Genomic DNA, 21,171 nt, shown 5'->3' with positions numbered 1-21,171 from the left:
CGCCCAGCCCTCTAGGTTGGCCGGGTGAAGCACTCCCGCGGACGTGTCCTCGACATCACCACGCTCGCCGACCTCGACCGGCGGCTGGCCGCCGGCGCCCGCTCGCTCGCCGGCTGGCGGGTGCTCGGCCTGGACCTCACCGCCCGGGGACCGGCCCTGCTGGAGCGTTCGCTGGCGCAGTCGCTCTTCCTCGGCTGCGAGTTCGCTGACGGTGACGACGAGGCCGTACGCCGCGCGGGCGGCGTGGTGCTGCACGAGATCCCCGGCATCCCGGTCGACCCCTACCGCTCGAGCCTCTACTCCCCGCAGGAGCTCTACGACACCCGGCGCTACGCCGACAGCCTCGACGCGCGGGCGTACGCCTGGTCGCGCAGCCGCCGCGACCACGAGGACGCCCTCGCGCAGGCGCTGCACGACCACCACGTCGACGAGGCGCTCGAGGGATGGGTCGCGGGGCGCGCCGTCGTCGGCGTGATGGGCGGGCATGCCCTCGACCGCGGGACCGAGGGCTACGCCGACGCCGCCCGCCTCGGGCACGCGCTCGGCGGGCGACTCACCGTCGCGACCGGGGGCGGGCCGGGTGCCATGGAGGCGGCGAACCTGGGGGCGTTCGTCCCCGACGGCCTCGACGACGCACTGGCGGCGGTCGCCGGGGTGCCGTCGTTCCGGCCCGACGTCGGTGCGTGGGCGCGGGCGGGCTTCGACGTGGTCGACCGGGTCGGTCGAGCCGGCCGGGAGTCGCTGGGCATCCCCACCTGGCACTACGGCCACGAGCCCCCCAACGTCTTCGCCACCGCCATCGCCAAGTTCTTCCGCAACGCGCCCCGGGAGGCGGTGCTGCTCGAGGTCTGCGACGCCGGCATCGTCTTCCTGCCCGGCGCCGGCGGCACGGTCCAGGAGGTCTTCCAGGACGCGTGCGAGAACTACTACGCCGACGAGACCGCCGTCGCACCGATGGTGCTCGTGGGCCGTCGCCACTGGACCGAGGAGCTCCCCGCGTGGCCGCTGCTGGAGGCCCTCGCCCGCGGCCGCCCGATGGAGCCCCACATCCACCTCGTCGACAGCATCGACGAGGCCGTGGAGGTCGTGCACGCCGTGGTGGACCCGGTGGTCAACCGGCGCGACGACGGCTGACCGCGGGGGCGCACACGTCGCGGTAGTGGCTCACCAGCAGCTCGTTGACGGCCTGCCAGGTCCGGGTGCGCACGCTGGCGCGGGCCGCGTGCGACATGCGCAGCCGCAGCACCGGCTGGGAGACCAGCCGCTCGACGTGGGCCACCAGCTCGGCAGCGTCGCCGGGCTCGTAGAGGTAGCCGGCCACGGTGTCGTCGACCACGTCGATCGGCCCGCCGGCGCGGGGCGCGACGACCGGCACGCCGCTCGCGAGCGCCTCCTGGGCGGACTGGCAGTACGTCTCGTGGCGGCCTGTGTGCACGAACACGTCGAGCGTCGCGTAGGCGCGCGCGAGCTCGTCGCCGTGCAGCACGCCAAGGAACGCCGCGTCGGGGAGCAGGGCCCTCAGCCGCGCCTCCTCCGGACCGCCGCCCACCAGCACGAGGCGCACGCCCGGGAGCCGGTCGACGTGGGCCAGCAGCTCGAGCTCCTTCTCGGGCGCCAGCCGGCCGACGTACCCGACGAGGAGCTCGCCGTGCGGTGCGAGCCCGGCGTGCAGGGCCTCGTCGCGCTTCGCCGGCTCGAAGAGCACCTGGTCCACTCCCCTCGGCCAGCGGGCCACGTCGGTGACGCCGAGACGGTCGAGCTGCTCGATGCTCGCGCTCGAGGGGGCGAGCGTCCGGTCCACGCCGAGGTGGATCCGGCGGGTGAGCGACTCCATGGCTCGTGCGCCGCCCGGGATGGCGTAGCGGTCCGCGAAGCCGACGAGGTCGGTCTGGTAGATCGCGACGGTCGGGATCCCGAGCGAGCGGGCGGCCCTCGCGGCCTGGTAACCGAGGGTCGCCGGCGAGGCGATGTGGACGACGTCGGGGCGGAAGCGCTCCATGGTGGCGCGCAGCCGGCGGCGGGTCTCGAGGCCGATGCGGAACTCGGAGTAGAACGGCAGGCTCGCGCCGCGGGCGTGGGTGACCGGGAAGCCGGCGTACCTCGCCGGGCCGGTCGGGGCGACCAGCTCGGCCTCGTGGCCCTCCGCGGCCAGGTGCTCGAGCACCCGGCGGACCGAGTTGGTCACGCCGTTGACCTGCGGCAGGAACGACTCGGTCACGACCAGGACGCGCAGGCGCCGCGGGGTGACGGACGGGCTGACGGGGAGGGGGACGAGGTTCGCCGGGACGGTGCGGCTGCGACGCCGCCTCTCGAGCAGGTCCATGCCACGGACGCTAGGAAGCGCGTCGCAACGGACACCCCGCGCCGGGCAGACGACACGTGAACGGTCCCCGACGGACCGGTTCTGCTCCCCCGCAACTCCTTGGCTACTCCTTGGCGGCGAGCTGGCCGCAGGCGCCGTCGATCTCGCGGCCGCGGGTGTCGCGGACCGTCGTCGGGACGCCCTTGGCCTCCAGCCGGCGGACGAACTCGCGCTCGTCGGCAGGGTCGGAGGCGGTCCACTTCGAGCCCTCGATCGGGTTCAGCGGGATCAGGTTGACGTGCACCCAGCCGTGGCCGCGCTCGTTGAGCACGTCGGCGAGCAGGTCGGCCCGGTGCGCCTGGTCGTTGATGCCGCGCATCATGGCGTACTCGATGGAGACGCGACGGTGGGTCTTCTCGAAGTAGGTGTGGGCCGCGTCGACGGTCTCGGCGACGGAGAAGCGAGTGTTGATCGGCACCAGCTCGTTGCGCAGCTCGTCGTCGGGGGCGTGGAGGCTCAGCGCCAGCGTGACGGGGATGCCCTCGTCGGCGAGCTGCAGGATCCGCGGGACCAGCCCGACGGTGGAGACGGTGACGCCGCGGGCGCTCATCCCGAGTCCGGCGGGCGCCGGGTCGGTGAGGCGGCGTACGGCGCCGACGACGGCCTTGTAGTTGGCCAGCGGCTCCCCCATGCCCATGAAGACCACGTTGGAGACCCGGCCGGGCCCGCCGGGGACCTCCCCGCGGGCGAGCGACCGCGCACCGGCGACGACCTGCTCGACGATCTCGGCGGTCGACATGTTGCGCTGGAGGCCGCCCATGCCGGTGGCGCAGAAGGGGCAGGCCATGCCACAGCCGGCCTGGCTGGAGACGCACATCGTGGCGCGGTCGGGGTAGCGCATCAGCACCGACTCGACGAGGGCGCCGTCGAAGAGCTTCCACAGGGTCTTGCGGGTGGTGCCCTTGTCGGCCTCCATGGTCCGCAGCGGCGTCATCAGCTCGGGCAGCAGCGCCGAGACGAGGTCGTCGCGCTGGCCGCCCGGCAGGTCGGTCATCTGGGCCGGGTCGTCGACCAGGCGGGAGAAGTAGTGGGTGGAGAGCTGCTTGGCGCGGAAGCCGGGCAGACCCATCTCCTCGAGCAGCGCCTTGCGACCGGGCTCGTCGAGGTCGGCGAGGTGCCGCGGCGGCTTCTTGCGGCCACGGGGCTCGCTCAGGACGAGGGGCAGGGTCTTGATCGGCTCGTGCGTGGGATCGGACATCACGGCGATTGTCCCATCCGGACGGTCGCTCGGGCGATTCAGCGGATCAGGCGTCGACCATGAAGTAGAGCACCAGCGAGGCCACACCCAGGACGACCATCGCGGTCACGATCATGCCGACGAACATGAACTGCGCGAAACGACGCGTCTTGCGCTTGACCAGCATCGCGATCGGCAGCGCCAGGGCGATGAGCACGAAGGGGAAGAGCTTCTCGGCCGTCTCGTAGCTGAAGAGCAGGCGCAGGATGCCGACGAAGGCACCCGGCACGGCGGTGACGTAGAGCATGCCGGCGAAGAAGCCCGTGATGCCGGCGAACGTCGGGTGGCTGTGGTGCCACCACTCGAAGCTGCGGTCACGCTGGTCCTCGACCTGGTCGACCTGTTCCGTCTCCACCCTCCCAGCGTAGGCCGTCCGACCGCCGACCCCGCCCCCGGCACGCGGTGTTTGTTTGGCGCCTCCGCTCCGCTTCGGCGCGTGTCGCGGCGCTCGTAACCCGCTCGTTCGTCGTCGCGCCCGCACCCTCCCCCGCTCCGCTCCTCCGGCTTTGCCGCTCCTCCTGCACTCCCGGGCGCGCCGCGACGCAACACCGAGCGACTGTCAGCTGCCGGGGGTTCAGTCGACGGTGATGAGGTCGGGCATCGCCAGCGCCGCCCAGCGGTCGAGGTCCGGCGGCTGTCCGGTCAGGTCGGCCGCCACGAGCGTCCAGGCGGTGCCGTGCCCGACGAGGACGACGTCCTCCCCGGCGTGCACGTCGAGCACCCGGCGCACGGCGCGGACGACCCGCTCGCGGCAGGCGTCCAGCGGCTCCCACCCGTCGAGCGCGGGCCGGTCCGGGTGCTCGAAGGCGCGGCGCACGGCGCCCGGGAAGTCCTCGACCCACTCCCCCGACCGCTCGTGCTCGCGCAGGTCGGGCAGCACGCCGACGTCGCCGTCGGTCAACAGCTGTGCGGTCTGCACCGCCTTGGGCTCCGGGGAGGTGAACCACGCGGCCCTGGCCGGAAGCCGGTCGCGGAGCGCCCACACGTCGTCGTACGACGCCGGGTCGAGGTCCCACGTCGCAGCGGGCGTGCCCGGGGTGATGGCGGGGCGTCCGTGCCGGACGAGGTGGAGGGTCATGGCGCCAGGAACTCACGCGCGCCGCGCAGCCGCGTCGTGAGCAGGCGGCCGGCCTGCGAGGAGTCGAGGCGTACGTCGACCGGGCCGGGGAGGCCGGCCCGGCTGGTGCCCCGCAGCACGGCGGGGTCCAGGCCGTCACGGCGGGCGATGAGGCGGCCGAGCTCGAGCCGACTCATGGCTTCGGCACCCGCGACGTGCAGCACGCCGCGGTGGTCGCCCTGCGCGAGCTCGACGAGAGCGGCGGCGAGGTCGCCGACGTGGACCGGGCAGCGTCCCTCGTCGTCGAACAGGGCGCCGTCGGCTCCCCCGGCGAGGGCGTGCACGAGCTCTTCGTGCTGCGAGGCGCCGTCACCGAGGATCAGCGAGGTGCGGGCGACGACGACGTCGGGGCACACGGCCAGCGCCGTCGTCTCCGCGGCCGCCTTCGCGCCGCCATAGGCCGTGATGGGGTCGGGCGGCATCGACTCGTCGTAGTGGATGGCCACACCCGAGAAGACGACGTCGCTCGACACCAGCACGAGCCGTGCGCCGTACGCCTGCGCGGCGAGGGCGACGTGGGCGGCTCCCGTGGCGGTGACGGCCCAATCGGACTGGACGTAGGCCGTGTGGATCACGGCGTCGGGCCGGTGCGTCGCGAGCAGCTCGTCGACCGCGGCGCGGTCGCGGACGTCACAGTCGGCCGAGCCGACGGCGACCACCTCGTGTCCCGCGGCCGCGGCGACGACGTGGCGGCCGAGGTAGCCGGTCCGGCCACCCGTGACGAGGATCCGCACGTCAGAAGACCAGGTAGTAGAGGACCAGCCAGATCGGCGCCACCGTGGCGAGCAGCGAGTCGAGCCGGTCCATCAGGCCGCCGTGGCCGGGAATCACCTGGCTCATGTCCTTGATGCCGAGGTCGCGCTTGATCACCGACTCGCACAGGTCGCCGAGGGTGGCCATCACGGCCGCGATGACGCCGAGGACGACGCCGACCCACCAGTCGCCGCCCAGGAAGGAGGTGACCAGCCAGACGCCGACCGCGATGGTGGCGACCACGGACCCGGCGAAGCCCTCCCAGGACTTCTTCGGGGAGATCACGGGGGCCATCGGGTGCTTGCCGAAGAGCACCCCGGCGACGTAGCCGCCCGTGTCGGAGGCGACGGTGATGGCGATGAACGTGATGACGCCGCGCACGCCGTGGTCGTCGAGGTCCAGCCCGAACGCCGGGTTGGTGCCGCCCTCGCCCAGCAGCAGCGCCACGAACGAGGCGAGGAACGGGACGTAGACGAGCGTGAACACCGAAGCGGTGGCGTTCTTGACGTAGCCCGCCACCCCGCGGCGCAGCAGCCACAGCATGATCACCAGCGCCGTCACCGCGGTCGCGGTGACGAGCGCCGGGGCTCCCCAGAAGTAGGCGACGACGACCATCACGACGCCGCCGAGCATCAGCGGCTGCTCGGGGATGTCGATGTCCTTGGCCGACAGGCCACGGTGCAGCTCCCACACCGCGACGGCCACCGCCGCGGCGACGATGCCCATGAACGCGGTCTTCCAGAAGAAGAGCGAGAGCAGGATCGCCGCGACCAGCACCACCGCCGAGGTGATGGCGGCCGGCAGGTCCCGGCCGGCGCGGCCATGGTCCTTCTGCGCGGGCTGGGGGGCCTCCGGCGCCGCCGGACTGTCAGGGGTCGTCATGGAGGGACGCTCAGACCTCGAGCAGCTCGGCTTCCTTGTGCTTGAGCAGCTCGTCGATCTTGTCGGTGTGGGTCTTGGTGACCGCGTCGAGGCGCTTCTCGGCACCGGTGACGTCGTCCTTGCCGACCTCGCCGTCCTTCTCGAGCTTCTCCAGCGCCTGCTTGGCGGTGCGGCGCACGTTGCGCACCGACACCCGTCCGTCCTCGGCCTTCGCCTTGGCGAGCTTGATGAACTCCTTGCGGCGCTCCTCGGTCAGCTCCGGGAACACGCAGCGCAGCACCTTCCCGTCGTTGGCGGGGTTCACGCCGAGGTCGGAGTCGCGGATCGCCCGCTCGATGTTGCCCATCGCCCCGATGTCGAAGGGCTGGATCAGGATCGTGCGGGCGTCCTGGGAGGTGAAGCTCGCCAGCTGCTGCAGCGGGGTCTGGGTGCCGTAGTAGTCGGCCGTGATCTTGGCGAACATCGCCGGGTTGGCGCGGCCGGCCCGGATCGCGGCGAACTCCTCGCGGGTCGCCTCCACGGACTTGCCCATCTTGGCGTCGGCATCGTTCATGACGTCGTTGATCACGGTTGCTCTCTCTCGTCGTACGTCGGGGTGCTGGGGTCGCCGGACCTGGTCGGCGGGCCGGGTCAGGCCGTGCTGCTCACCAGCGTGCCAATCCTCTCACCCCGCACGGCACGCCCGATGGTGCCCGGGGTGGAGAGGTTGAAGAACACGATGTCCATCTTGTTGTCGCGCGCCATGGCGATGCCGGTGGCGTCGGCGACCTTGAGGTCGCGGGCGAGGTACTCGTCGTAGGTGAGGTGGTCGAACTTCACCGCGTCGGGGTTGGTCTTGGGGTCGGAGTCGTAGACCCCGTCGACGCCCTGCTTGCCCATCAGGATCACCTCGCAGCGGGTCTCGAGCGCACGCTGGGCCGCGACGGTGTCGGTCGAGAAGAACGGCATGCCGGCGCCGGCGCCGAAGATGACGACGCGGCCCTTCTCCATGTGCCGGATGGCGCGGCGCGGGATATAGGGCTCGGCGACCTGGCCCATGGTGATCGCGGTCTGGACGCGGGTCTCGACGCCGTGCTTCTCGATCAGGTCCTGGAGGGCCAGGCAGTTCATGACGGTGCCGAGCATGCCCATGTAGTCGGCACGGGCGCGCTCCATGCCGCGCTGCTGGAGCTCGGCCCCGCGGAAGAAGTTGCCGCCGCCGACCACGATCGCGATCTGCACGCCCGACTTGGCGACCTCGGCGACCTCGCTCGCCAGCGCATTGATGACGTCGAGGTCGAGCCCCACCTCACCCCCGCCGAACACTTCACCCGAGAGCTTGAGGAGGACACGGTTGTAGGCCGTCACTGGGATCCCTTCACACGGCTTGGTGGTCCCGAGAAACCTACCGGAACGGGGAGGCCCCGACGAACCGGCCGATCCCTAGGGTGGGCCGGTGATCATCTTCGACGAACAGGTGTCCGTCCACTACGGCTTCATCCACGTGTTCTCCCTGGCCGACGACGCCGACGGCGCCCCGACTGAGACCGGGGAGTTCGACGGCGACCCGGTGCAGGCGAGCCGGGGTCAGACGGTCGGGCTGGCCGGTGCGCGCGTCCCCCACCAGCTCTCGCTGATGACGGGCCTGCACACCGGTGACGTGCCCCTGACGGTGACCTGGGACGAGGAGGAGCCGCCGCTCGACGACGTGTGGACCGACGCCGTCGAGGTGTCGTGGCAGCTCCTCGGACCGGCGCTCGACCTGCAGACCTTCGAGGACGACTATACCGCGACGGTGCCGCGCGCCGGGTGGCACCGGGCGCGCTACTGCGCGGCCGGGATGGACGCGGGACGCGAGGTCGACACGACCGACGAGGACGAGCAGGCCCCCGACCGCTACCTCCTCCAGCTCTGGCCCGCGCCCGAGTCGCCCGAGGCCCTGGTGCGCGAGGGCAGCGAGATCGCTGCCTACTGGCACCGGGTGGCTCGCGGCGAGGGCACCTGACCCGAGGGCAGAAATGCGCCGGAGCCCGTACGACGTCGTCGTACGGGCCCCGGGCTGTGCTGCGGGTGAGGCGTGGCTCAGGCGCCGACCTCGAAGCGGGCGAACCGCTTCACGGTGGTGCCGGCCTCGTCCAGGACGGCCTTGACCGACTTCTTGGACTCGGTGACCGACTCCTGCTCCAGCAGGACGATCTCCTTGAAGAAGCCACCGAGGCGACCCTCGACGATCTTGGCGATCGCCTGCTCGGGCTTGCCCTCCTCGCGGGTCTTCTGCTCGGCGATGGAGCGCTCGGACTCGACGACGTCGGCCGGGACCTCGTCGCGGGTGAGGTACTGCGCCTTCATCGCGGCGATCTGCATCGCGGCGCCACGGGCAGCGGTCTCGTCACCCTCGAACTCGACGAGCACGCCCACGGCGGGCGGCAGGTCGGCGGCACGCTTGTGCATGTAGGTGACGGTGTTGCCCTCGAAGTAGGCGACGTCGCCCAGCTCGATCTTCTCGCCGATGGTGATGGCCAGGTCCTCGACGACCTCGCCGACGGTCTTGCCGTCGAGCTCGGCGGCCTTGAGGGCGGCGGTGTCGGCAGCCTTGACGGTGTTGGCGACCTCGGCGATCTGCTGCGCCTTGGCGATGAAGTCGTCGTTCTTGGCGACGAAGTCGGTCTCGCTCTTGAGCTCGACCAGCGCGTTGCCGGCGGTGGCGACGAGGCCGGCGGCGGTCTCGCGCTCGGCACCGCGGGCGGCGGCCTTGGCGGCACCCTTGACGCGGAGCAGCTCGACAGCCTTGTCGAAGTCGCCGTCCGTCTCGGTCAGCGCCTTCTTGCAGTCCATCATCCCGGCCTGGGTGAGCTCACGGAGCTTCTTGACGTCGGCGGCGGTGAAGTTGGCCATGGTCCTTCTTCCTTGACTCAGGGGGCTGGCTCGGCAGAGCCAGGGGGTGGGTGGGACGTGACGCGCGTCCGCCGGTCGCCCGCCGCGAGGGCGAGCGACCGGCGTCGGGCGATCAGTCCTGCTTGGCCTCGGCCTCGGCGGGGGCCTCGGCAGCGTCGGTGGCAGCCTCGGCCTCGGCGGGGGCCTCGGTCGCGGCGTCGGTCGACTCGGCGGCCGGAGCCTCGGTCGCAGCATCGGCGGCGGCCTCGGCCTGCGGGGCCTCGGACGCGGCACCCGTGGCCTCGGAGGCCGGGGTCTCGGCAGCGGCGTCGCCAGTGGCGGCGGCAGCGGCCTGGTCGGCGTCGCCCTGGAGGAGCTCGCGCTCCCACTCGGCCAGCGGCTCCTCGGCGCCGACGGTCTCGTCAGCGTCGCCGGCCTTCGCGCCGGAGCGGGCGATGAGGCCCTCGGCCACGGCGTCGGCGACCACGCGGGTCAGCAGGCCGACGGCGCGGATGGCGTCGTCGTTGCCCGGGATCGGGAAGTCGACGACGTCGGGGTCGCAGTTGGAGTCGAGGATGCCGATGATCGGGATCCGCAGCTTGCGCGCCTCCTCGACGGCCAGGTGCTCCTTGTTGGTGTCGACGATCCACACCGCGGAGGGGACCTTGGACATCTCGCGGATGCCGCCGAGGGTCTTGTCGAGCTTGTCGCGCTCCCGCTTCATCTGCAGGAGCTCCTTCTTGGTGCGACCCGAGCCGGCGACGTTCTCGAAGTCGATCTCGTCGAGCTCCTTGAGGCGGTTGATCCGCTGGTGCACGGTCGAGAAGTTGGTGAGCATGCCGCCGAGCCAGCGCTGGTTGACGTAGGGCATGCCGACGCGGGTGGCCTGCTCGGCGATGGCCTCCTGGGCCTGCTTCTTGGTGCCGACGAACATGATGACGCCGCCCTTGGCGACGGTCTCCTTGACGAAGGCGTACGAGCGGTCGATGTAGGCCAGCGACTGCTGCAGGTCGATGATGTAGATGCCGTTGCGCTCGGTCATGATGAAGCGCTTCATCTTGGGGTTCCAGCGACGGGTCTGGTGACCGAAGTGGACGCCGCTCTCGAGCAGCTGGCGCATGGTGACGACTGCCATGGGTTCTCCTGTTTTCGCGGAGGCGCTCACCGATGTGCCCGACCTTGAACCAGGCCGTGCCGGGAGCGTGACTCCTGTTGTTTTCAGTTGCTGCGCCCGGCGGGTGCCGGGTGCCCTGACGCTCACGCGCCGGTCCGATCCACGCCCACTCCGACAGATCGGAGCTGGTGCGGAACTGAGGGCCGACGCCCACGGGCGGTGCGGAACCGAGGAGCATTCCGCCGCGGTCAGCGAGCGTGCGAAGTCAGTCCGGGTGGACTGCTCCGCACATCGTAGGCCAGAGCCTCCGCGCGGGGCGAATCGCTGGGCGCTACCCCGGTCGAGCGTGGGCTGAGCGTGGATCCGGGGCCGCGAGGCGTCCACACCCCGTGTGGCGGAGCGGTCGTCCACAGGCCCGCCCGCCGTGGGTCGCCGGGCGGCCCGGACCTGCCGAGGATCGCGGGATGAGATCCGTCGTCGGAGCCGTCCTCCTCGCCCTGCTCGTCGTCCCCGGCGTGGCGTACGCCGGCGCCGGCGAACCCGGAGGCGTCTGGCCGCTCTCTCCGGAGCCCGAGGTCGTCCGGGGCTTCGAGCCACCTCCCCACCCGTGGGCCGCCGGCCACCGCGGCGTGGACCTGGCCGGCCGTCCGGGTCAGGTCGTGCTGGCATCGCTGCCGGGCACGGTTGGCTTCGCGGGGTCGATCGCCGGCAAGCCGGTCGTCACGGTGCTCCACGGCGGGCGACGTACGACGTACGAGCCGGTCGTGGCCGTGGTCGAGCGCGGCCAGCAGGTCGTCGCGGGCGACGTGCTGGGCCGCCTCACGACCTCCGACAGCCACTGCTTCCCCGCTGCCTGCCTGCACTGGGGCCTCATCCGCGGGTCCGGCGACAGCGAGGAGTACCTCGATCCGCTGACCCTCGTCGGGTCCGGGCCGGTGCGCCTCCTGCCGTTGTGGCGCGACGACCCGGCCACCCTGCGCCTGCCGTGGACTCCCCCGCTGGACGGCTGGCGGCGGCCGGTGGACTGGCTGGCGTGAGCACGTCGCTCGGTCCGCCGCGCGGTCCGCCGCACGGTCCGTCATCCGAATCCGACCCGATGCGTTCGGATCGGGATGACGGACCAGCGAGCGGGGCGTCAGGCCCGGGGGTGGGCCTGCTGGTAGGCGCGACGCAGCCGGTCGGTCGTGACGTGGGTGTAGAGCTGGGTGGTCGCGAGGGAGGCGTGGCCGAGCAGCTCCTGGACGGACCGCAGGTCGGCACCGCCCTCGAGCAGGTGCGTGGCCGCGGTGTGCCGCAGGCCGTGCGGGCCGATGTCGGGAGCGCCGGGCACGTCGGCGATCCGCCGGTGCACGAGGTCGCGGACCGCCCGCTGGTCGATCCGGCGTCCCCGCGCCCCCAGGAACAGCGCAGGTCCCGACGCCTCGATCCGCAGCGCCGGGCGCCCGACAGCGAGCCAGCGGTCGAGGGCGCGCCCGGCGGGCGTGCCGTAGGGCACCGAGCGCTCCTTGCGCCCCTTGCCGAACACCCGCACCACGCGCCGCTCGGCGTCGACGTCGTCGATGTCGAGCCCCACCATCTCCCCGACGCGTACGCCGGTTGCGTAGAGCAGCTCGAGCATCGCCACGTCGCGGACGCCGACCGGCGTGCCGTCGTCGGCGAGCTCGGCGGCGGCGCGGATCAGCGCCTCGGCCTCGTCGGCACGCAGCACCGGGGGCAGCGTCTTGTGCTTCTTCGGGGAGCCAAGCGCAGCACCCGGGTCGGTGGGCAGGCGGCCGGTGCGGTGCAGCCAGGCCGTGAAGACCCGGGCCGCGGTCGCGCGGCGGGCGATCGTCGTCCGGCTGCGGCCGGTCGTCTGCAGCCGGGCCAGCCAGCTGCGCAGGGTGCGGAGGTCGAGCTCCGTCACGTCGTCGAGGCCGAGGCGCACACAGTGGTCGAGGAGGCTGGAGAGGTCACCGAGGTAGGCGCGGACCGTGTGCGGCGCGAGGTCGCGCTCGGAGACGAGGTGGCGCTCGTAGTCGCCGAGCAGGCGCACCATCGGCTCAGGCAGGCCGCGCTGCTCCTCGGGGGCCTCCCCACGCACCTCTGCGTCGCTCACCCTCGCAGCCTAGGCGCGCCGGGGCCCGTCACACGTCAGGCGCGAGCCGCCACCCGCCGGCCTCGAACCGGACGAACCCCTTGGCGTGCAGGCGCCGCAGGGTGCTGTCCGTGTCGCGGACGTGGCGCGACGACAGGCGAGCGATCGAGTCCACGGCTGCCGGGGTGCTGACCGGCACCCACTCCAGCACGTGCTGCTCGACCGACGTCAGCGAGTCGCGCGGCCGCTCCTCCCCGCGGGGCTCCTCGACGAGGCGCTCCCCCGCGCTGCCGAGCAGCTCGAGCACCTCGGCGCCGTGGGTGACGACCGTGCCCCTCCCCTCGCGCAGCCAGTGGTTGACGCCGCGGGAGGTGTAGCTGGTGACCGGCCCGGGGACGCACATGACGTGGCGGTTCAGCGCCTCGGCCCAGGCAGTCGTGTTGAGGGCACCGCTGCGCAGGGCCGCCTCCACCACCACCGTGCCGCGGGTGATGGCCGCGATCAGGCGGTTGCGGGCGAGGAACCGCGGCCGGGTCGGGATCGAGCCCGGAGGCTGTTCGGACACCACGGCGAACTCGGCCGCGAGGTGCTGCAGGAGGCGCCGGTTGGCGGCGGGGTAGACGCGGTCCACGCCGCAGGCGAGGACGGCCACCGTGGCGCCGCCCGAGACGAGGGTCGCGTCGTGAGCCTCGAAGTCGATCCCCAGCGCTCCGCCGGACACCACCGGCACCCGCGCCAGGGCGAGGTGGTCGCAGATCGCGCGAGTCATCTCCACGCCGTAGACCGATGCCGCCCGCGACCCGACCACGGCCACCGACTCGGCGAGCTCGGTGAGCGGCATCGGCCCCCTGACCCAGAGGCCCGGCGGGGTGCCGCCGACACCCTGGAGGGTGATCACGTCGTCGAGCCCGCCGAGCCCGCGTGGCCACTCCGGGTCCCCCGGGACGAGGAAGCGGATGCCGCAGCGTGCTGCCTGCTCGAGCTGGCGGACGGGGTCGACCTCGGCGAGCCGCTCGGGAAGCCCGCTGTCGGGCTTGGGGACGAGCGACTGCTCGAGCGTCCTCTCGGCGCCGATCTGGCGGATCAGCGACGAGGTCTTGCCGTCGCCGGGCTCGACCCCGCAGCTGAGCACGACGCGGGCCAGCCGCTCCGCCTCCGGGACGCTGCCGGGCGGGCCGGGGAACGCCGGCACCTCCCCCGTGCCTGCGGCGGTCACGAGGCCACTACCGAGGTGACGTGGGCGGGAAGGCTCCGGGCCGGGTCGTCGGAGCGGAGGGCCAGGGCGATGTCTGCCTCGCGCGGGCCGGGGCGGGACACGCCGGCGCAGTCGGCCACGGTCCAGGCGAGCCGCTGCACGCGGGTGAGGCCGCGGCGGGTCAGTCGGCCCGCGGACAGCTCGAGGTCGATCTGGCGCTGGCCCTCGGGGTCGAGCGGCCAGCGCTCGACCAGCACCGGGCCCGGGCAGCCTGCGTTGAGCTGCCAGGAGCAGTCGCGGTAGCGGCGGGCCTGCCGCTGGCGGGCCTCGACCACGCGCGCCCGGACGTCGGCCGACGACTCCGGACCCGACCGCCAGGAACCACTGCGCCTGCCTTGAGGACGGACCTCCATCCAGATGTCGACCCGGTCGAGGATCGGCCCGGAGAGCTTGCGGCGGTAGTGGGTGCGCTGGACCTCCGTGCACTCGCAGGCGCCGCCCGAGAGCCCGTGGAAGTTGCCGCAGGGGCACGGATTGGCGGCCAGCACGACGAGGGACCGGGCGGGGAAGGTGGCCGACTCCTCCCCGCGGGCGATCGTCACCTCACCCGACTCCAGCGGCTGCCGCATCGCCTCGATCACGTCGGAGCGGAAGTGCGGGAACTCGTCGAGGAACAGGACCCCGTGGTGCGCCAGGCTCACCTGGCCGGGTCGCACGCGGCCCGTGCCGCCGCCCAGCACGCTGGCCGCGGTGGCGGAGTGGTGGGGCGCGAACCACGGCGGCCGGCTCAGCAGCCCGCTGCCCTGCGGCAGCGTGCCGGCCACGGAGTGGAGCGCCGTGACCTCGAGCGACTGCTCGGTCGTCAGGTCGGGCAGGATCGTCGGGATCCGCTCGGCGATCGAGGTCTTCCCGGTGCCGCGCGGGCCGATGAGCATCAGCGGGTGGCCACCCGCGGCTGCCACCTCGACGGCGTAGCGGACGTCCTCGAGGCCGTCGAGGTCGCGCAGGTCGAGGTCGGCCAGCCGGTCGTCGCCCCGCCACGTCGCGAGTGGACTTGCCGACGGCCCGACCACCGGATCGGCCTCCGGGACCTCGACGTCGCGCAGGACCGCGGACACCTGGGCCAGCGAGCGCACCCCGAACACGGTCATCCCCGGCACGAGTCCCGCCTCCACGGCCTGCGGCTCGGGCACGAAGACCCGGGTGATCCCGTGCGCGGCCGCGGCGATCACCATGGGCAGCACCCCCGGCACCGGCCGCAGGGCCCCCGAGACGGAGAGCTCCCCGATGAACGCCCACCCCTCGAGCAGGTCGGGCGTCAGCTCCTCGTGCTTCTTGTCCGCCGCCATCACCGCGATCGCGATGGCGAGGTCGTAGTGGGTGCCGCCCTTGGGGAGATCGGCCGGAGCGAGCAGGATCGTCACCCGCTTGGTGGCCGGCCAGCGCCCGCAGTCGTTGTTGATCGCCATCCGCACCCGGTCACGTGCCTCGGAGAGACTCTTGTCGACGCGGCCGACGATCGTGGTGTTGACCAGCCCCGGGGAGACGTCGACCTGGACGTCGATCACGTGGCCGTCCGCGCCCTTCAGGGCCAGTGACCGGGCCGTCGCGAACGCCATCAGCCGATCCCCTCGACGTGCTCGACCTCGACCGGTCGGCCGGCGCGCACCAGCACCCCCACCAGGTCGATGCGGACGTCGTCGGGGTGGCAGTCGTGGACGCGCAGCCATCGCGCCCCGAGCCGCCGGAGCCGATCGGCCTTGCGCTGGTCGACCGCCTCGAGGGGATCGCCGTAGTCGGTCGACGTGCGGGTCTTCACCTCGCAGATCACCAGGACGCTGCCGTCGCGCAGGACCAGGTCGATCTCACCCGCGTCGCACCGCCAGTTGCGGTCGAGGAGCACCATCCCGAGCCCGGCCAGGTGGCGGGCGGCGATGGTCTCGCCGCGCCTGCCGAGCAGGCGGTTGTGCGCGGCGAGCGGGTCGGGCGCGAGGGGTGAGGTGGCAGCGGGTCGGGCCATCGTGGGTGCCTTCCGAGGTGGGCCGGTTCGGGAGGCTCCAGCACACCGCGGCGCACCGACGGTGTCGGCGGGCACGACGCAGACCCTGTGGAGAAGGCGTCAGCGGGCCGGGCTGTGGACGATTGGTGGCCCGGGTGCCCTCAGTCCTTGGGCGGGTCGATCTCCTGCGAGGCGAGCTCCTCGACGTTGACGTCCTTGAACGTCAGCACCTTGACGTTCTTGGCGAAGCGGGCGGGGCGGTACATGTCCCAGACCCACGCGTCGCTCATCGAGACCTCGAAGAACACGTCCCCGCTCTCGGAGCGTGCCTTCACGTCGACCTGGTTGCAGAGGTAGAAGCGGCGGTCGGTCTCCACGACGTACTTGAAGATCCCCACCACGTCGCGGTACTCGCGATAGAGGGTGAGCTCCATCTCGGTCTCGTACTTCTCGAGATCCTCCGCGCTCATGCGTCCTCCTCCGTGATGTCCCCCGGCCCGTCCGGACCGACACTAGTGGCCGGGCCCTCGTCGGGTGCGGGGATCGGCTCGAGCCCGGCGGCGCGGCGGACGTTGACGAACCGCATCCGGTGCACCGGCGACGGCCCGTGCTCCATGAGCGCGGCGTCGTGCTCGGACGTGCAGTAGCCCTTGTGCGTCTTGAAGTCGTACGACGGCCACTCCTGGTCGAGGCCGACCATCAGCCGGTCGCGTGTGACCTTGGCGATCACGGACGCAGCGGCGATGCAGGCGGCAACCCGGTCGCCCTTCCACACCGCCAGCCCGGGGACACCCAGCCCGTCCACGGGGAAGCCGTCGGTGAGGACGTACGACGGCCTGGTCCCGAGCCGGGCGACCGCGCGGCGCAGCGCCTCGAGGTTGGCGACGTGCATGCCGAGGCGGTCGCACTCCTCGGAGTCGATGACCACCACCGACCAGGACAAGGCGCGCCGCACGACCTGGGCGTAGACGCGTTCGCGGGCGGCCTCGGTCAGCAGCTTGGAGTCGGCCAGGCCCGGCACGATGCCCGCCTTGCCCGGCGGAAGCACGACGGCGCCGGCGACCAGGGGGCCGGCACAGGCGCCGCGGCCCGCCTCGTCGACGCCGGCGATCGGCTCGAGGCCCGCGCGGCGGAGCGCTCGCTCGTAGCCGTAGAGCCCGGCGTCACGGCGTACGGTCACCGCCCCGGACGAGGGTGCCGGGACCGGGGCGGACAGGTCGGACGGGTGGCTCACCGCGGACCTCACGAGGTCGGGGCGGGCACGTCCTCGAAGCTGTCCGGGCGGTGGTTCCAGCGGAACCGGTCGGCCGGCCAGAGCAGCACGAAGACCTTCCCGACGACCAGGTCGACCGGCACGAACTCGTCGCCAGGGACGCACTCGGTCTCGTCGGACTGGCACATGTGGAAGGACGAGTCAGCCGAGCGGGACCGGTTGTCGCCCATGACGAAGATGTGGCCCTCGGGGATCGGACCGACCTGCCAGTCGGAGGCGCACTTGTTCGGCATCGGCCCGTTGCACGAGGCGCCGCTGCGCTTGACGTAGTCGTCCTCGTCGAGGGCCTTCCCGTTGACCTCGAGGCGACCCTTGTCGTCGCAGCAGACGATGGTGTCGCCGGCGACGCCGATGACGCGCTTCACGAGGTGGCCGCCGGTCGGGTAGAGCCCGATCTTGGCCATCGCCTTGGCGATCGGGCTGGTCGGGCCTGCGGCCTCCGTCGGCGGCAGCCAGCCACCCGGGTCCTTGAAGACCACGACGTCGCCTCGCTCGGGACCGCTGTCGCCCCAGTAGGAGGGCTTCTCGACCAGGATCCGGTCGTTGAGGATCAGCCCCGGCTCCATCGACTCGGACGGGATGTAGAACGCCTGGACGAAGAACGTCTTGATGACGATGGCGAGCACCAGCGCCACGCCGAGCAGCAGGATCGTCTCCTGCCACAGCGGGAGCTGCTTGCGCCTGGGCTTGCCGTTCTTCCTCACGCGGTCGTCCCCCGAACGCGACGACCGCGGTTCCTCGCCCGCCGAGAGGGACGTGGAACCGCGGTCATCAGAAGTCACGCGCAGAGACTAACCAGTCACTGGTCGAACCCACGCCTCGCGGCGCGCGCTCGCCGGCTCAGGCCTCGCGGCGCTCCTTGATCTTGGCAGCCTTGCCGCGCAGGTTGCGCAGGTAGTAGAGCTTGGCGCGACGGACGTCACCGCGGGTCACGACCTCGATCTTCTCGAAGATCGGGGAGTTCAGCGGGAAGGTGCGCTCGACGCCGACGCCGAACGAGACCTTGCGGACGGTGAAGGTGCGGCCGATGCCCGAGCCGTGGACGCGGATCACGACGCCCTGGAAGACCTGGACACGCGAGCGGCTGCCCTCGATGACCTTGACGTGGACCTTGACGGTGTCACCGGCGCGGAAGTCCGGGACGTCGTCACGCTTGATGGTGTTGCCGAGGTCGGCAATCAGGTTGCTCATGTCATGCTCCTCGCGAGTGCCACAGGTCAGCCGCGGTATCAGAAGTGCTGGTGGTGTCGGTCGGTCCTCGACCTGGCCGGCCGGTGCGCCCCCTGTGGCAGGTGCTTCCCGGCGGGACCCCGGGGCGATGCATCCGGTGGATGCGTCCGGGCGACCCTGGCCTCGAGTGACCAGTGGAGAAGTCTGCCAGAGCGTGCCGTCAGCGTGAAATCCGCCGACCGACCCGCTTGCCTGCTGTCTTGGTGAGCACGACCGCGCCCGGCGGGGCCTTGCGATCCGGCCGCATCCGGAACCCCGCCTTCTTGTACATCCGGATGTTGTCGGTCGAGCCGGCGCCCGTGAAGAGCACGAAGGTCTCGACGCCGGCCGGCGCCAGGTCCTCGACGAGCTCGAGCAACCCACGCCCGAGGCCCCCGCCCTGCAGGTCGGGCGCGACCATGATCCGGCCGATGTCCCACTCGCCATGGCGGTCCAGCCGGCCCCGCACGGCTCCGACCAGGCGCCCGGAGGACGGCTCGCGCGCCACCATGACGGTCCACTCCCCCAACCCGCGGCGTACGTCGTCGAGCGACTCGCGCAGCGCCGGGATCTCCACGCCCGGGTTGGCCTCCATCTCCTGGAGCCAGCAAGCACGCTGGAGGGTGTATAGCTCGCCGGCGTCGGCGGGCACCGCAGGACGTACGTCGAGGTCGGCGAGGCCGCCGACCGCGCCCGCCGCCGGCAGCAGGTCGGGCCGGCGCTCGGCGGTGCGGCGCTGCGCCTGCTCGCGCCGCCAGGCGGCGATCCGGGCGTGGTCGCCGGAGAGCAGCACCCCGGGCACCTCGCGGCCCTCCCAGGAGGCGGGCTTGGTGTAGACGGGGTACTCCAGCAGGCCGTCGGCGTGCGACTCCTCGACCAGCGAGTCGGCGTTGCCCATGAACCCGGGCAGCAGCCGGACGACGGCTTCGGTGATCGCCAGCGCGGCGACCTCGCCGCCGTTGAGGACGTAGTCTCCGAGGCTGACCTCGCGCACGGTGCCGACCGTCGCGGCGTGCTCGATGACCCGCTGGTCGATGCCCTCGTAGCGCCCGCAGGCGAAGACGAGGTGGTCGTGCCCGCTCAGCTCCTCGGCGAGCCGCTGGGTGAACGGCTCGCCGCTCGGGGTGGTGAAGATGATGGTGGCGCCGCTCGCCACGGCGTCGAGCGCCTGGCCCCACGGCTCGGGCTTCATCACCATGCCCGCGCCACCGCCGTACGGCGTGTCGTCGACGGTGCGGTGCCGGTCGGTCGTCCAGTCACGCAGGTCGTGGACGTGGAGGTCGAGCAGCCCCTTGTCGCGGGCCTTGCCGGGCAGGCTCAGCTCGAGCGGGGCTAGGTAGTCGGGGAAGATCGTGACGACGTCGATCCTCATGCGCCTGGTTCCTCGTCCGGGAAGGGCGAGACCAGGCCGGGGCGGTCGGCGACGACCAGGCGGCCGCCGGCGAGGTCGACCTCCGGCACCAGCGCGGCGACGAACGGAACGAGGGCGTCGCGACCGTCGGTGGTGCGGACGGTGAGCAGGTCCTGCGCGGAGCCGTGCACGAGTCCCTTGACCGAGCCGAGGTGGGTGCCGTCGAGGTCGACCACGTCGAGGCCGACGAGCTGGTGGTCGTAGAACTCCTCGGGGTCCTCGGGCACCTCGTCGTGGGCGATCGTGGCGTGCAGGACGGTGCCGCGGGCGGCCTCGGCGGCGTTGCGGTCGGGCAGCTCCTCGAACGTGACGAGGAGGGTGCTCTGGTGCCAGCGGGCCCGCGCGACGGTGAGCGCGGCCGGACGCCGGTCGGCGCCCGCCGGGGCCTCCGCCCGCAGCACGGCGCCCGGGGCGAAGCGCCGCTCGGGCTCGTCGGTGCGTACGTCGAGGGTGACCTCGCCGCGGATGCCATGGGGCTTGCCGATGCGACCGACCACGACCTCGATGCCGGCCTCGCTCTCCTCGCTCACGCGGCCAAGGGTAGAGGGACTGGGCGTTGAGTCTCCCAGCGACTCAAGGGCCAGCGCGCCCGCCACTGGGCGTTGAGTCTCCCAGCGACTCAACGCCGAGGGTGGCGGCGGACGACACGTCGAACACCCGCTGGGATGTCGTGCGCCGCCACCTTCGCGGGGCCGGCCGCACATGCGACGACGGGCGCCACCCCGGTTGGGGTGGCGCCCGTCGTACAGGCTGTGCGGTGGTTCAGCGACGGCGGTCGGTGTCGACGAAGTCGACGCGCGCACCGCCGCGGCCGGCGAGGGCCGAGACCACGGTGCGGAAGGCCGTCGCGGTGCGGCCGTTGCGGCCGATCACCTTGCCGAGGTCGTCGGGGTGGACCCGGACCTCGAGGATCGAGCCACGACGCAGCTGCTTGTCGCGGACCGTGACGTCGTCGGGGTGGTCGACGATGCCACGCACCAGGTGCTCGAGAGCCTCGGCCAGCACGACGCTCACGCCTCGCTCTTGCCGGCGTCCTCGGCGGTGACCGTCTCGGCAGCCTCAGCGGCCTCGGCAGCACCCTCGGGGGTCTCGTCGGCGGGCACCTCGGCAGGCGCCTCGGCGGCGGGCTCCTCGGTCTTCTTCTCGGCCTTCTTCTTGGTGGTCACCGCGGCACCCTTGGGCTCGGCGGCGGCCTCCTTGAGGGCCTCGTTGAAGATGTCGAGCTTGGAGCGCTTGGGCTCCTTCACCTTGAGGGTGCCCTCGGCGCCCGGCAGGCCCTTGAACTTCTGCCAGTCACCAGTCACCTTGAGCAGGGCCTCGACGGCCTCGGAGGGCTGGGCGCCCACGCCGAGCCAGTACTGCGCCCGGTCGGAGACGACGTCGATGAGCGACGGCTCCTCCTTGGGGTGGTACTTGCCGATCTCCTCGAGGACCTTGCCGTCGCGCTTCTTGCGGGAGTCAACGACGACGATGCGGTACTGCGGCACCCGGATCTTGCCCAGGCGCTTCAAGCGAATCTTGACGGCCACGTTTGTGGTGTCTCCTCAGAAATTGTCGTGGGTGAGGGACCTTCACCAGGTGGGGCCACCGGGTCAGGTCACTCGAAGGGCTCTGCGTCGCTCGGATGAGAGGGTCCGGGCGCGCAGGACACGAGGGAAGATTCTGCCAGACGTCGGCCGCGCACGACCAATC

General features: G+C 72.3%; 25 protein-coding genes. 3 read left to right on the top strand and 22 right to left on the bottom strand.

Going from position 1 to position 21,171, the window contains the following annotated elements; translation table 11 throughout:
* Positions 1-24: 24 nt before the first annotated feature.
* Positions 25-1,134, top strand: a complete 1,110-nt coding sequence (locus ACE3QY_RS13245) for an LOG family protein (protein ID WP_374456491.1) — start codon at positions 25-27, stop codon at positions 1,132-1,134.
* On the opposite strand, the gene ACE3QY_RS13240 is transcribed toward ACE3QY_RS13245, so the two are convergent.
* The 8 genes from ACE3QY_RS13240 to pyrH form a co-directional block, all read right to left on the bottom strand.
* Positions 1,112-2,323, bottom strand: coding sequence for a glycosyltransferase family 4 protein (locus ACE3QY_RS13240; RefSeq protein WP_374456490.1), 1,212 nt, complete (start codon positions 2,321-2,323; stop codon positions 1,112-1,114). The genes ACE3QY_RS13245 and ACE3QY_RS13240 overlap by 23 nt on opposite strands.
* A gap of 103 nt (positions 2,324-2,426) precedes the next feature.
* Entirely contained in the window at positions 2,427-3,560 is a 1,134-nt protein-coding gene (rlmN, locus tag ACE3QY_RS13235; RefSeq protein ID WP_374456489.1) for a 23S rRNA (adenine(2503)-C(2))-methyltransferase RlmN, read from the bottom strand.
* Positions 3,561-3,606: 46 nt separating this feature from the next.
* Complete coding sequence (locus tag ACE3QY_RS13230) at positions 3,607-3,954, bottom strand: hypothetical protein (RefSeq protein ID WP_374456488.1); 348 nt, start codon at positions 3,952-3,954, stop codon at positions 3,607-3,609.
* A gap of 219 nt (positions 3,955-4,173) precedes the next feature.
* Positions 4,174-4,677, bottom strand: coding sequence for a histidine phosphatase family protein (locus tag ACE3QY_RS13225; protein WP_374456487.1), 504 nt, complete (start codon positions 4,675-4,677; stop codon positions 4,174-4,176).
* Entirely contained in the window at positions 4,674-5,450 is a 777-nt protein-coding gene (locus ACE3QY_RS13220) for an NAD(P)-dependent oxidoreductase (RefSeq protein WP_374456486.1), read from the bottom strand. The genes ACE3QY_RS13225 and ACE3QY_RS13220 overlap by 4 nt, the downstream gene beginning before the upstream one ends.
* 1 nt (position 5,451) lies before the next feature.
* Entirely contained in the window at positions 5,452-6,351 is a 900-nt protein-coding gene (locus ACE3QY_RS13215) for a phosphatidate cytidylyltransferase (RefSeq protein ID WP_374456485.1), read from the bottom strand.
* Positions 6,352-6,361: 10 nt separating this feature from the next.
* Positions 6,362-6,916 (bottom strand): ribosome recycling factor, encoded by a 555-nt coding sequence (gene frr, locus ACE3QY_RS13210; RefSeq protein WP_374456789.1) that lies wholly within the window; start codon positions 6,914-6,916, stop codon positions 6,362-6,364.
* Between the two features lie 65 nt (positions 6,917-6,981).
* Positions 6,982-7,704: a UMP kinase gene (gene pyrH, locus ACE3QY_RS13205; protein WP_374456788.1), complete on the bottom strand. Its 723-nt coding sequence runs from the start codon at positions 7,702-7,704 to the stop codon at positions 6,982-6,984.
* Between the two features lie 82 nt (positions 7,705-7,786).
* On the opposite strand from pyrH, the gene ACE3QY_RS13200 reads away from it, so the two are divergent.
* The gene (locus ACE3QY_RS13200) at positions 7,787-8,335 is read left to right on the top strand and encodes a hypothetical protein (protein WP_374456484.1); all 549 of its coding nucleotides are present in this window, start codon (positions 7,787-7,789) and stop codon (positions 8,333-8,335) included.
* 77 nt (positions 8,336-8,412) lie between these two features.
* Here the strand turns inward: ACE3QY_RS13200 and tsf are convergent, their stop codons facing one another.
* Both tsf and rpsB read right to left on the bottom strand, forming a co-directional pair.
* Positions 8,413-9,225 carry a translation elongation factor Ts gene (tsf, locus tag ACE3QY_RS13195; RefSeq protein ID WP_374456483.1) on the bottom strand — a complete coding sequence of 271 codons (813 nt, stop codon included), beginning with the start codon at positions 9,223-9,225 and terminating at the stop codon, positions 8,413-8,415.
* 112 nt (positions 9,226-9,337) lie between these two features.
* Positions 9,338-10,339: a 30S ribosomal protein S2 gene (gene rpsB / locus ACE3QY_RS13190; protein ID WP_374456482.1), complete on the bottom strand. Its 1,002-nt coding sequence runs from the start codon at positions 10,337-10,339 to the stop codon at positions 9,338-9,340.
* Positions 10,340-10,782: 443 nt separating this feature from the next.
* On the opposite strand from rpsB, the gene ACE3QY_RS13185 reads away from it, so the two are divergent.
* Positions 10,783-11,355, top strand: coding sequence for a M23 family metallopeptidase (locus ACE3QY_RS13185; RefSeq protein ID WP_374456481.1), 573 nt, complete (start codon positions 10,783-10,785; stop codon positions 11,353-11,355).
* A 98-nt stretch (positions 11,356-11,453) separates the two neighbouring features.
* Here the strand turns inward: ACE3QY_RS13185 and ACE3QY_RS13180 are convergent, their stop codons facing one another.
* From ACE3QY_RS13180 to rpsP, 12 genes are all read right to left on the bottom strand, one after another.
* Entirely contained in the window at positions 11,454-12,353 is a 900-nt protein-coding gene (locus tag ACE3QY_RS13180) for a tyrosine recombinase XerC (RefSeq protein WP_374456787.1), read from the bottom strand.
* 88 nt (positions 12,354-12,441) lie between these two features.
* The gene (gene dprA / locus ACE3QY_RS13175) at positions 12,442-13,608 is read right to left on the bottom strand and encodes a DNA-processing protein DprA (protein ID WP_374456480.1); all 1,167 of its coding nucleotides are present in this window, start codon (positions 13,606-13,608) and stop codon (positions 12,442-12,444) included.
* On the bottom strand, positions 13,605-15,206 hold the full coding sequence (locus tag ACE3QY_RS13170; RefSeq protein ID WP_374456479.1) for a YifB family Mg chelatase-like AAA ATPase: 1,602 nt from the start codon (positions 15,204-15,206) through the stop codon (positions 13,605-13,607). The genes dprA and ACE3QY_RS13170 overlap by 4 nt, the downstream gene beginning before the upstream one ends.
* Positions 15,206-15,607: a YraN family protein gene (locus tag ACE3QY_RS13165; protein WP_374456478.1), complete on the bottom strand. Its 402-nt coding sequence runs from the start codon at positions 15,605-15,607 to the stop codon at positions 15,206-15,208. Before ACE3QY_RS13165 ends, ACE3QY_RS13170 begins: the two co-directional genes overlap by 1 nt.
* Before the next feature lie 140 nt (positions 15,608-15,747).
* Entirely contained in the window at positions 15,748-16,056 is a 309-nt protein-coding gene (locus tag ACE3QY_RS13160; protein WP_374456477.1) for a DUF2469 domain-containing protein, read from the bottom strand.
* The gene (locus ACE3QY_RS13155) at positions 16,053-16,766 is read right to left on the bottom strand and encodes a ribonuclease HII (protein WP_374456786.1); all 714 of its coding nucleotides are present in this window, start codon (positions 16,764-16,766) and stop codon (positions 16,053-16,055) included. Before ACE3QY_RS13155 ends, ACE3QY_RS13160 begins: the two co-directional genes overlap by 4 nt.
* Before the next feature lie 62 nt (positions 16,767-16,828).
* On the bottom strand, positions 16,829-17,563 hold the full coding sequence (lepB, locus tag ACE3QY_RS13150; RefSeq protein ID WP_374456476.1) for a signal peptidase I: 735 nt from the start codon (positions 17,561-17,563) through the stop codon (positions 16,829-16,831).
* A 136-nt stretch (positions 17,564-17,699) separates the two neighbouring features.
* Positions 17,700-18,050 (bottom strand): 50S ribosomal protein L19, encoded by a 351-nt coding sequence (gene rplS, locus ACE3QY_RS13145; RefSeq protein WP_374456475.1) that lies wholly within the window; start codon positions 18,048-18,050, stop codon positions 17,700-17,702.
* Positions 18,051-18,249: 199 nt separating this feature from the next.
* Positions 18,250-19,440, bottom strand: a complete 1,191-nt coding sequence (trmD, locus tag ACE3QY_RS13140) for a tRNA (guanosine(37)-N1)-methyltransferase TrmD (RefSeq protein ID WP_374456474.1) — start codon at positions 19,438-19,440, stop codon at positions 18,250-18,252.
* Positions 19,437-20,009: a ribosome maturation factor RimM gene (gene rimM, locus ACE3QY_RS13135; RefSeq protein WP_374456473.1), complete on the bottom strand. Its 573-nt coding sequence runs from the start codon at positions 20,007-20,009 to the stop codon at positions 19,437-19,439. The genes trmD and rimM overlap by 4 nt, the downstream gene beginning before the upstream one ends.
* A 232-nt stretch (positions 20,010-20,241) precedes the next feature.
* A complete protein-coding gene (locus ACE3QY_RS13130; RefSeq protein ID WP_090973096.1) occupies positions 20,242-20,484 on the bottom strand; it encodes an RNA-binding protein in 243 nt (80 codons plus the stop codon).
* A 5-nt stretch (positions 20,485-20,489) separates the two neighbouring features.
* Complete coding sequence (rpsP, locus tag ACE3QY_RS13125; protein WP_374456472.1) at positions 20,490-21,008, bottom strand: 30S ribosomal protein S16; 519 nt, start codon at positions 21,006-21,008, stop codon at positions 20,490-20,492.
* Between the last annotated feature and the right edge of the window lie 163 nt (positions 21,009-21,171).

Origin of the sequence: Nocardioides sp., from assembly GCF_041913365.1 — a bacterium.
Taxonomy (GTDB): Bacteria; Actinomycetota; Actinomycetes; order Propionibacteriales; family Nocardioidaceae; genus Nocardioides.
This window is presented reverse-complemented; position numbering and strand designations above follow the sequence as displayed.

Excerpts from the sequence above, each read along its gene's own strand:
- rlmN (WP_374456489.1), bottom strand. The coding sequence starts at position 3,560 with ATGTCCGATCCCACGCACGAGCCGATCAAGACCCTGCCCCTCGTCCTG.
- trmD (WP_374456474.1), bottom strand. The coding sequence starts at position 19,440 with ATGAGGATCGACGTCGTCACGATCTTCCCCGACTACCTAGCCCCGCTC.
- ACE3QY_RS13160 (WP_374456477.1), bottom strand. The coding sequence starts at position 16,056 with ATGAGCGCGGAGGATCTCGAGAAGTACGAGACCGAGATGGAGCTCACC.
- tsf (WP_374456483.1), bottom strand. The coding sequence starts at position 9,225 with ATGGCCAACTTCACCGCCGCCGACGTCAAGAAGCTCCGTGAGCTCACC.
- rplS (WP_374456475.1), bottom strand. The coding sequence starts at position 18,050 with ATGAGCAACCTGATTGCCGACCTCGGCAACACCATCAAGCGTGACGAC.
- ACE3QY_RS13170 (WP_374456479.1), bottom strand. The coding sequence starts at position 15,206 with ATGGCGTTCGCGACGGCCCGGTCACTGGCCCTGAAGGGCGCGGACGGC.
- ACE3QY_RS13180 (WP_374456787.1), bottom strand. The coding sequence starts at position 12,353 with ATGGTGCGCCTGCTCGGCGACTACGAGCGCCACCTCGTCTCCGAGCGC.
- ACE3QY_RS13165 (WP_374456478.1), bottom strand. The coding sequence starts at position 15,607 with ATGGCCCGACCCGCTGCCACCTCACCCCTCGCGCCCGACCCGCTCGCC.
- ACE3QY_RS13240 (WP_374456490.1), bottom strand. The coding sequence starts at position 2,323 with ATGGACCTGCTCGAGAGGCGGCGTCGCAGCCGCACCGTCCCGGCGAAC.
- ACE3QY_RS13185 (WP_374456481.1), top strand. The coding sequence starts at position 10,783 with ATGAGATCCGTCGTCGGAGCCGTCCTCCTCGCCCTGCTCGTCGTCCCC.
- ACE3QY_RS13215 (WP_374456485.1), bottom strand. The coding sequence starts at position 6,351 with ATGACGACCCCTGACAGTCCGGCGGCGCCGGAGGCCCCCCAGCCCGCG.
- rpsB (WP_374456482.1), bottom strand. The coding sequence starts at position 10,339 with ATGGCAGTCGTCACCATGCGCCAGCTGCTCGAGAGCGGCGTCCACTTC.
- ACE3QY_RS13225 (WP_374456487.1), bottom strand. The coding sequence starts at position 4,677 with ATGACCCTCCACCTCGTCCGGCACGGACGCCCCGCCATCACCCCGGGC.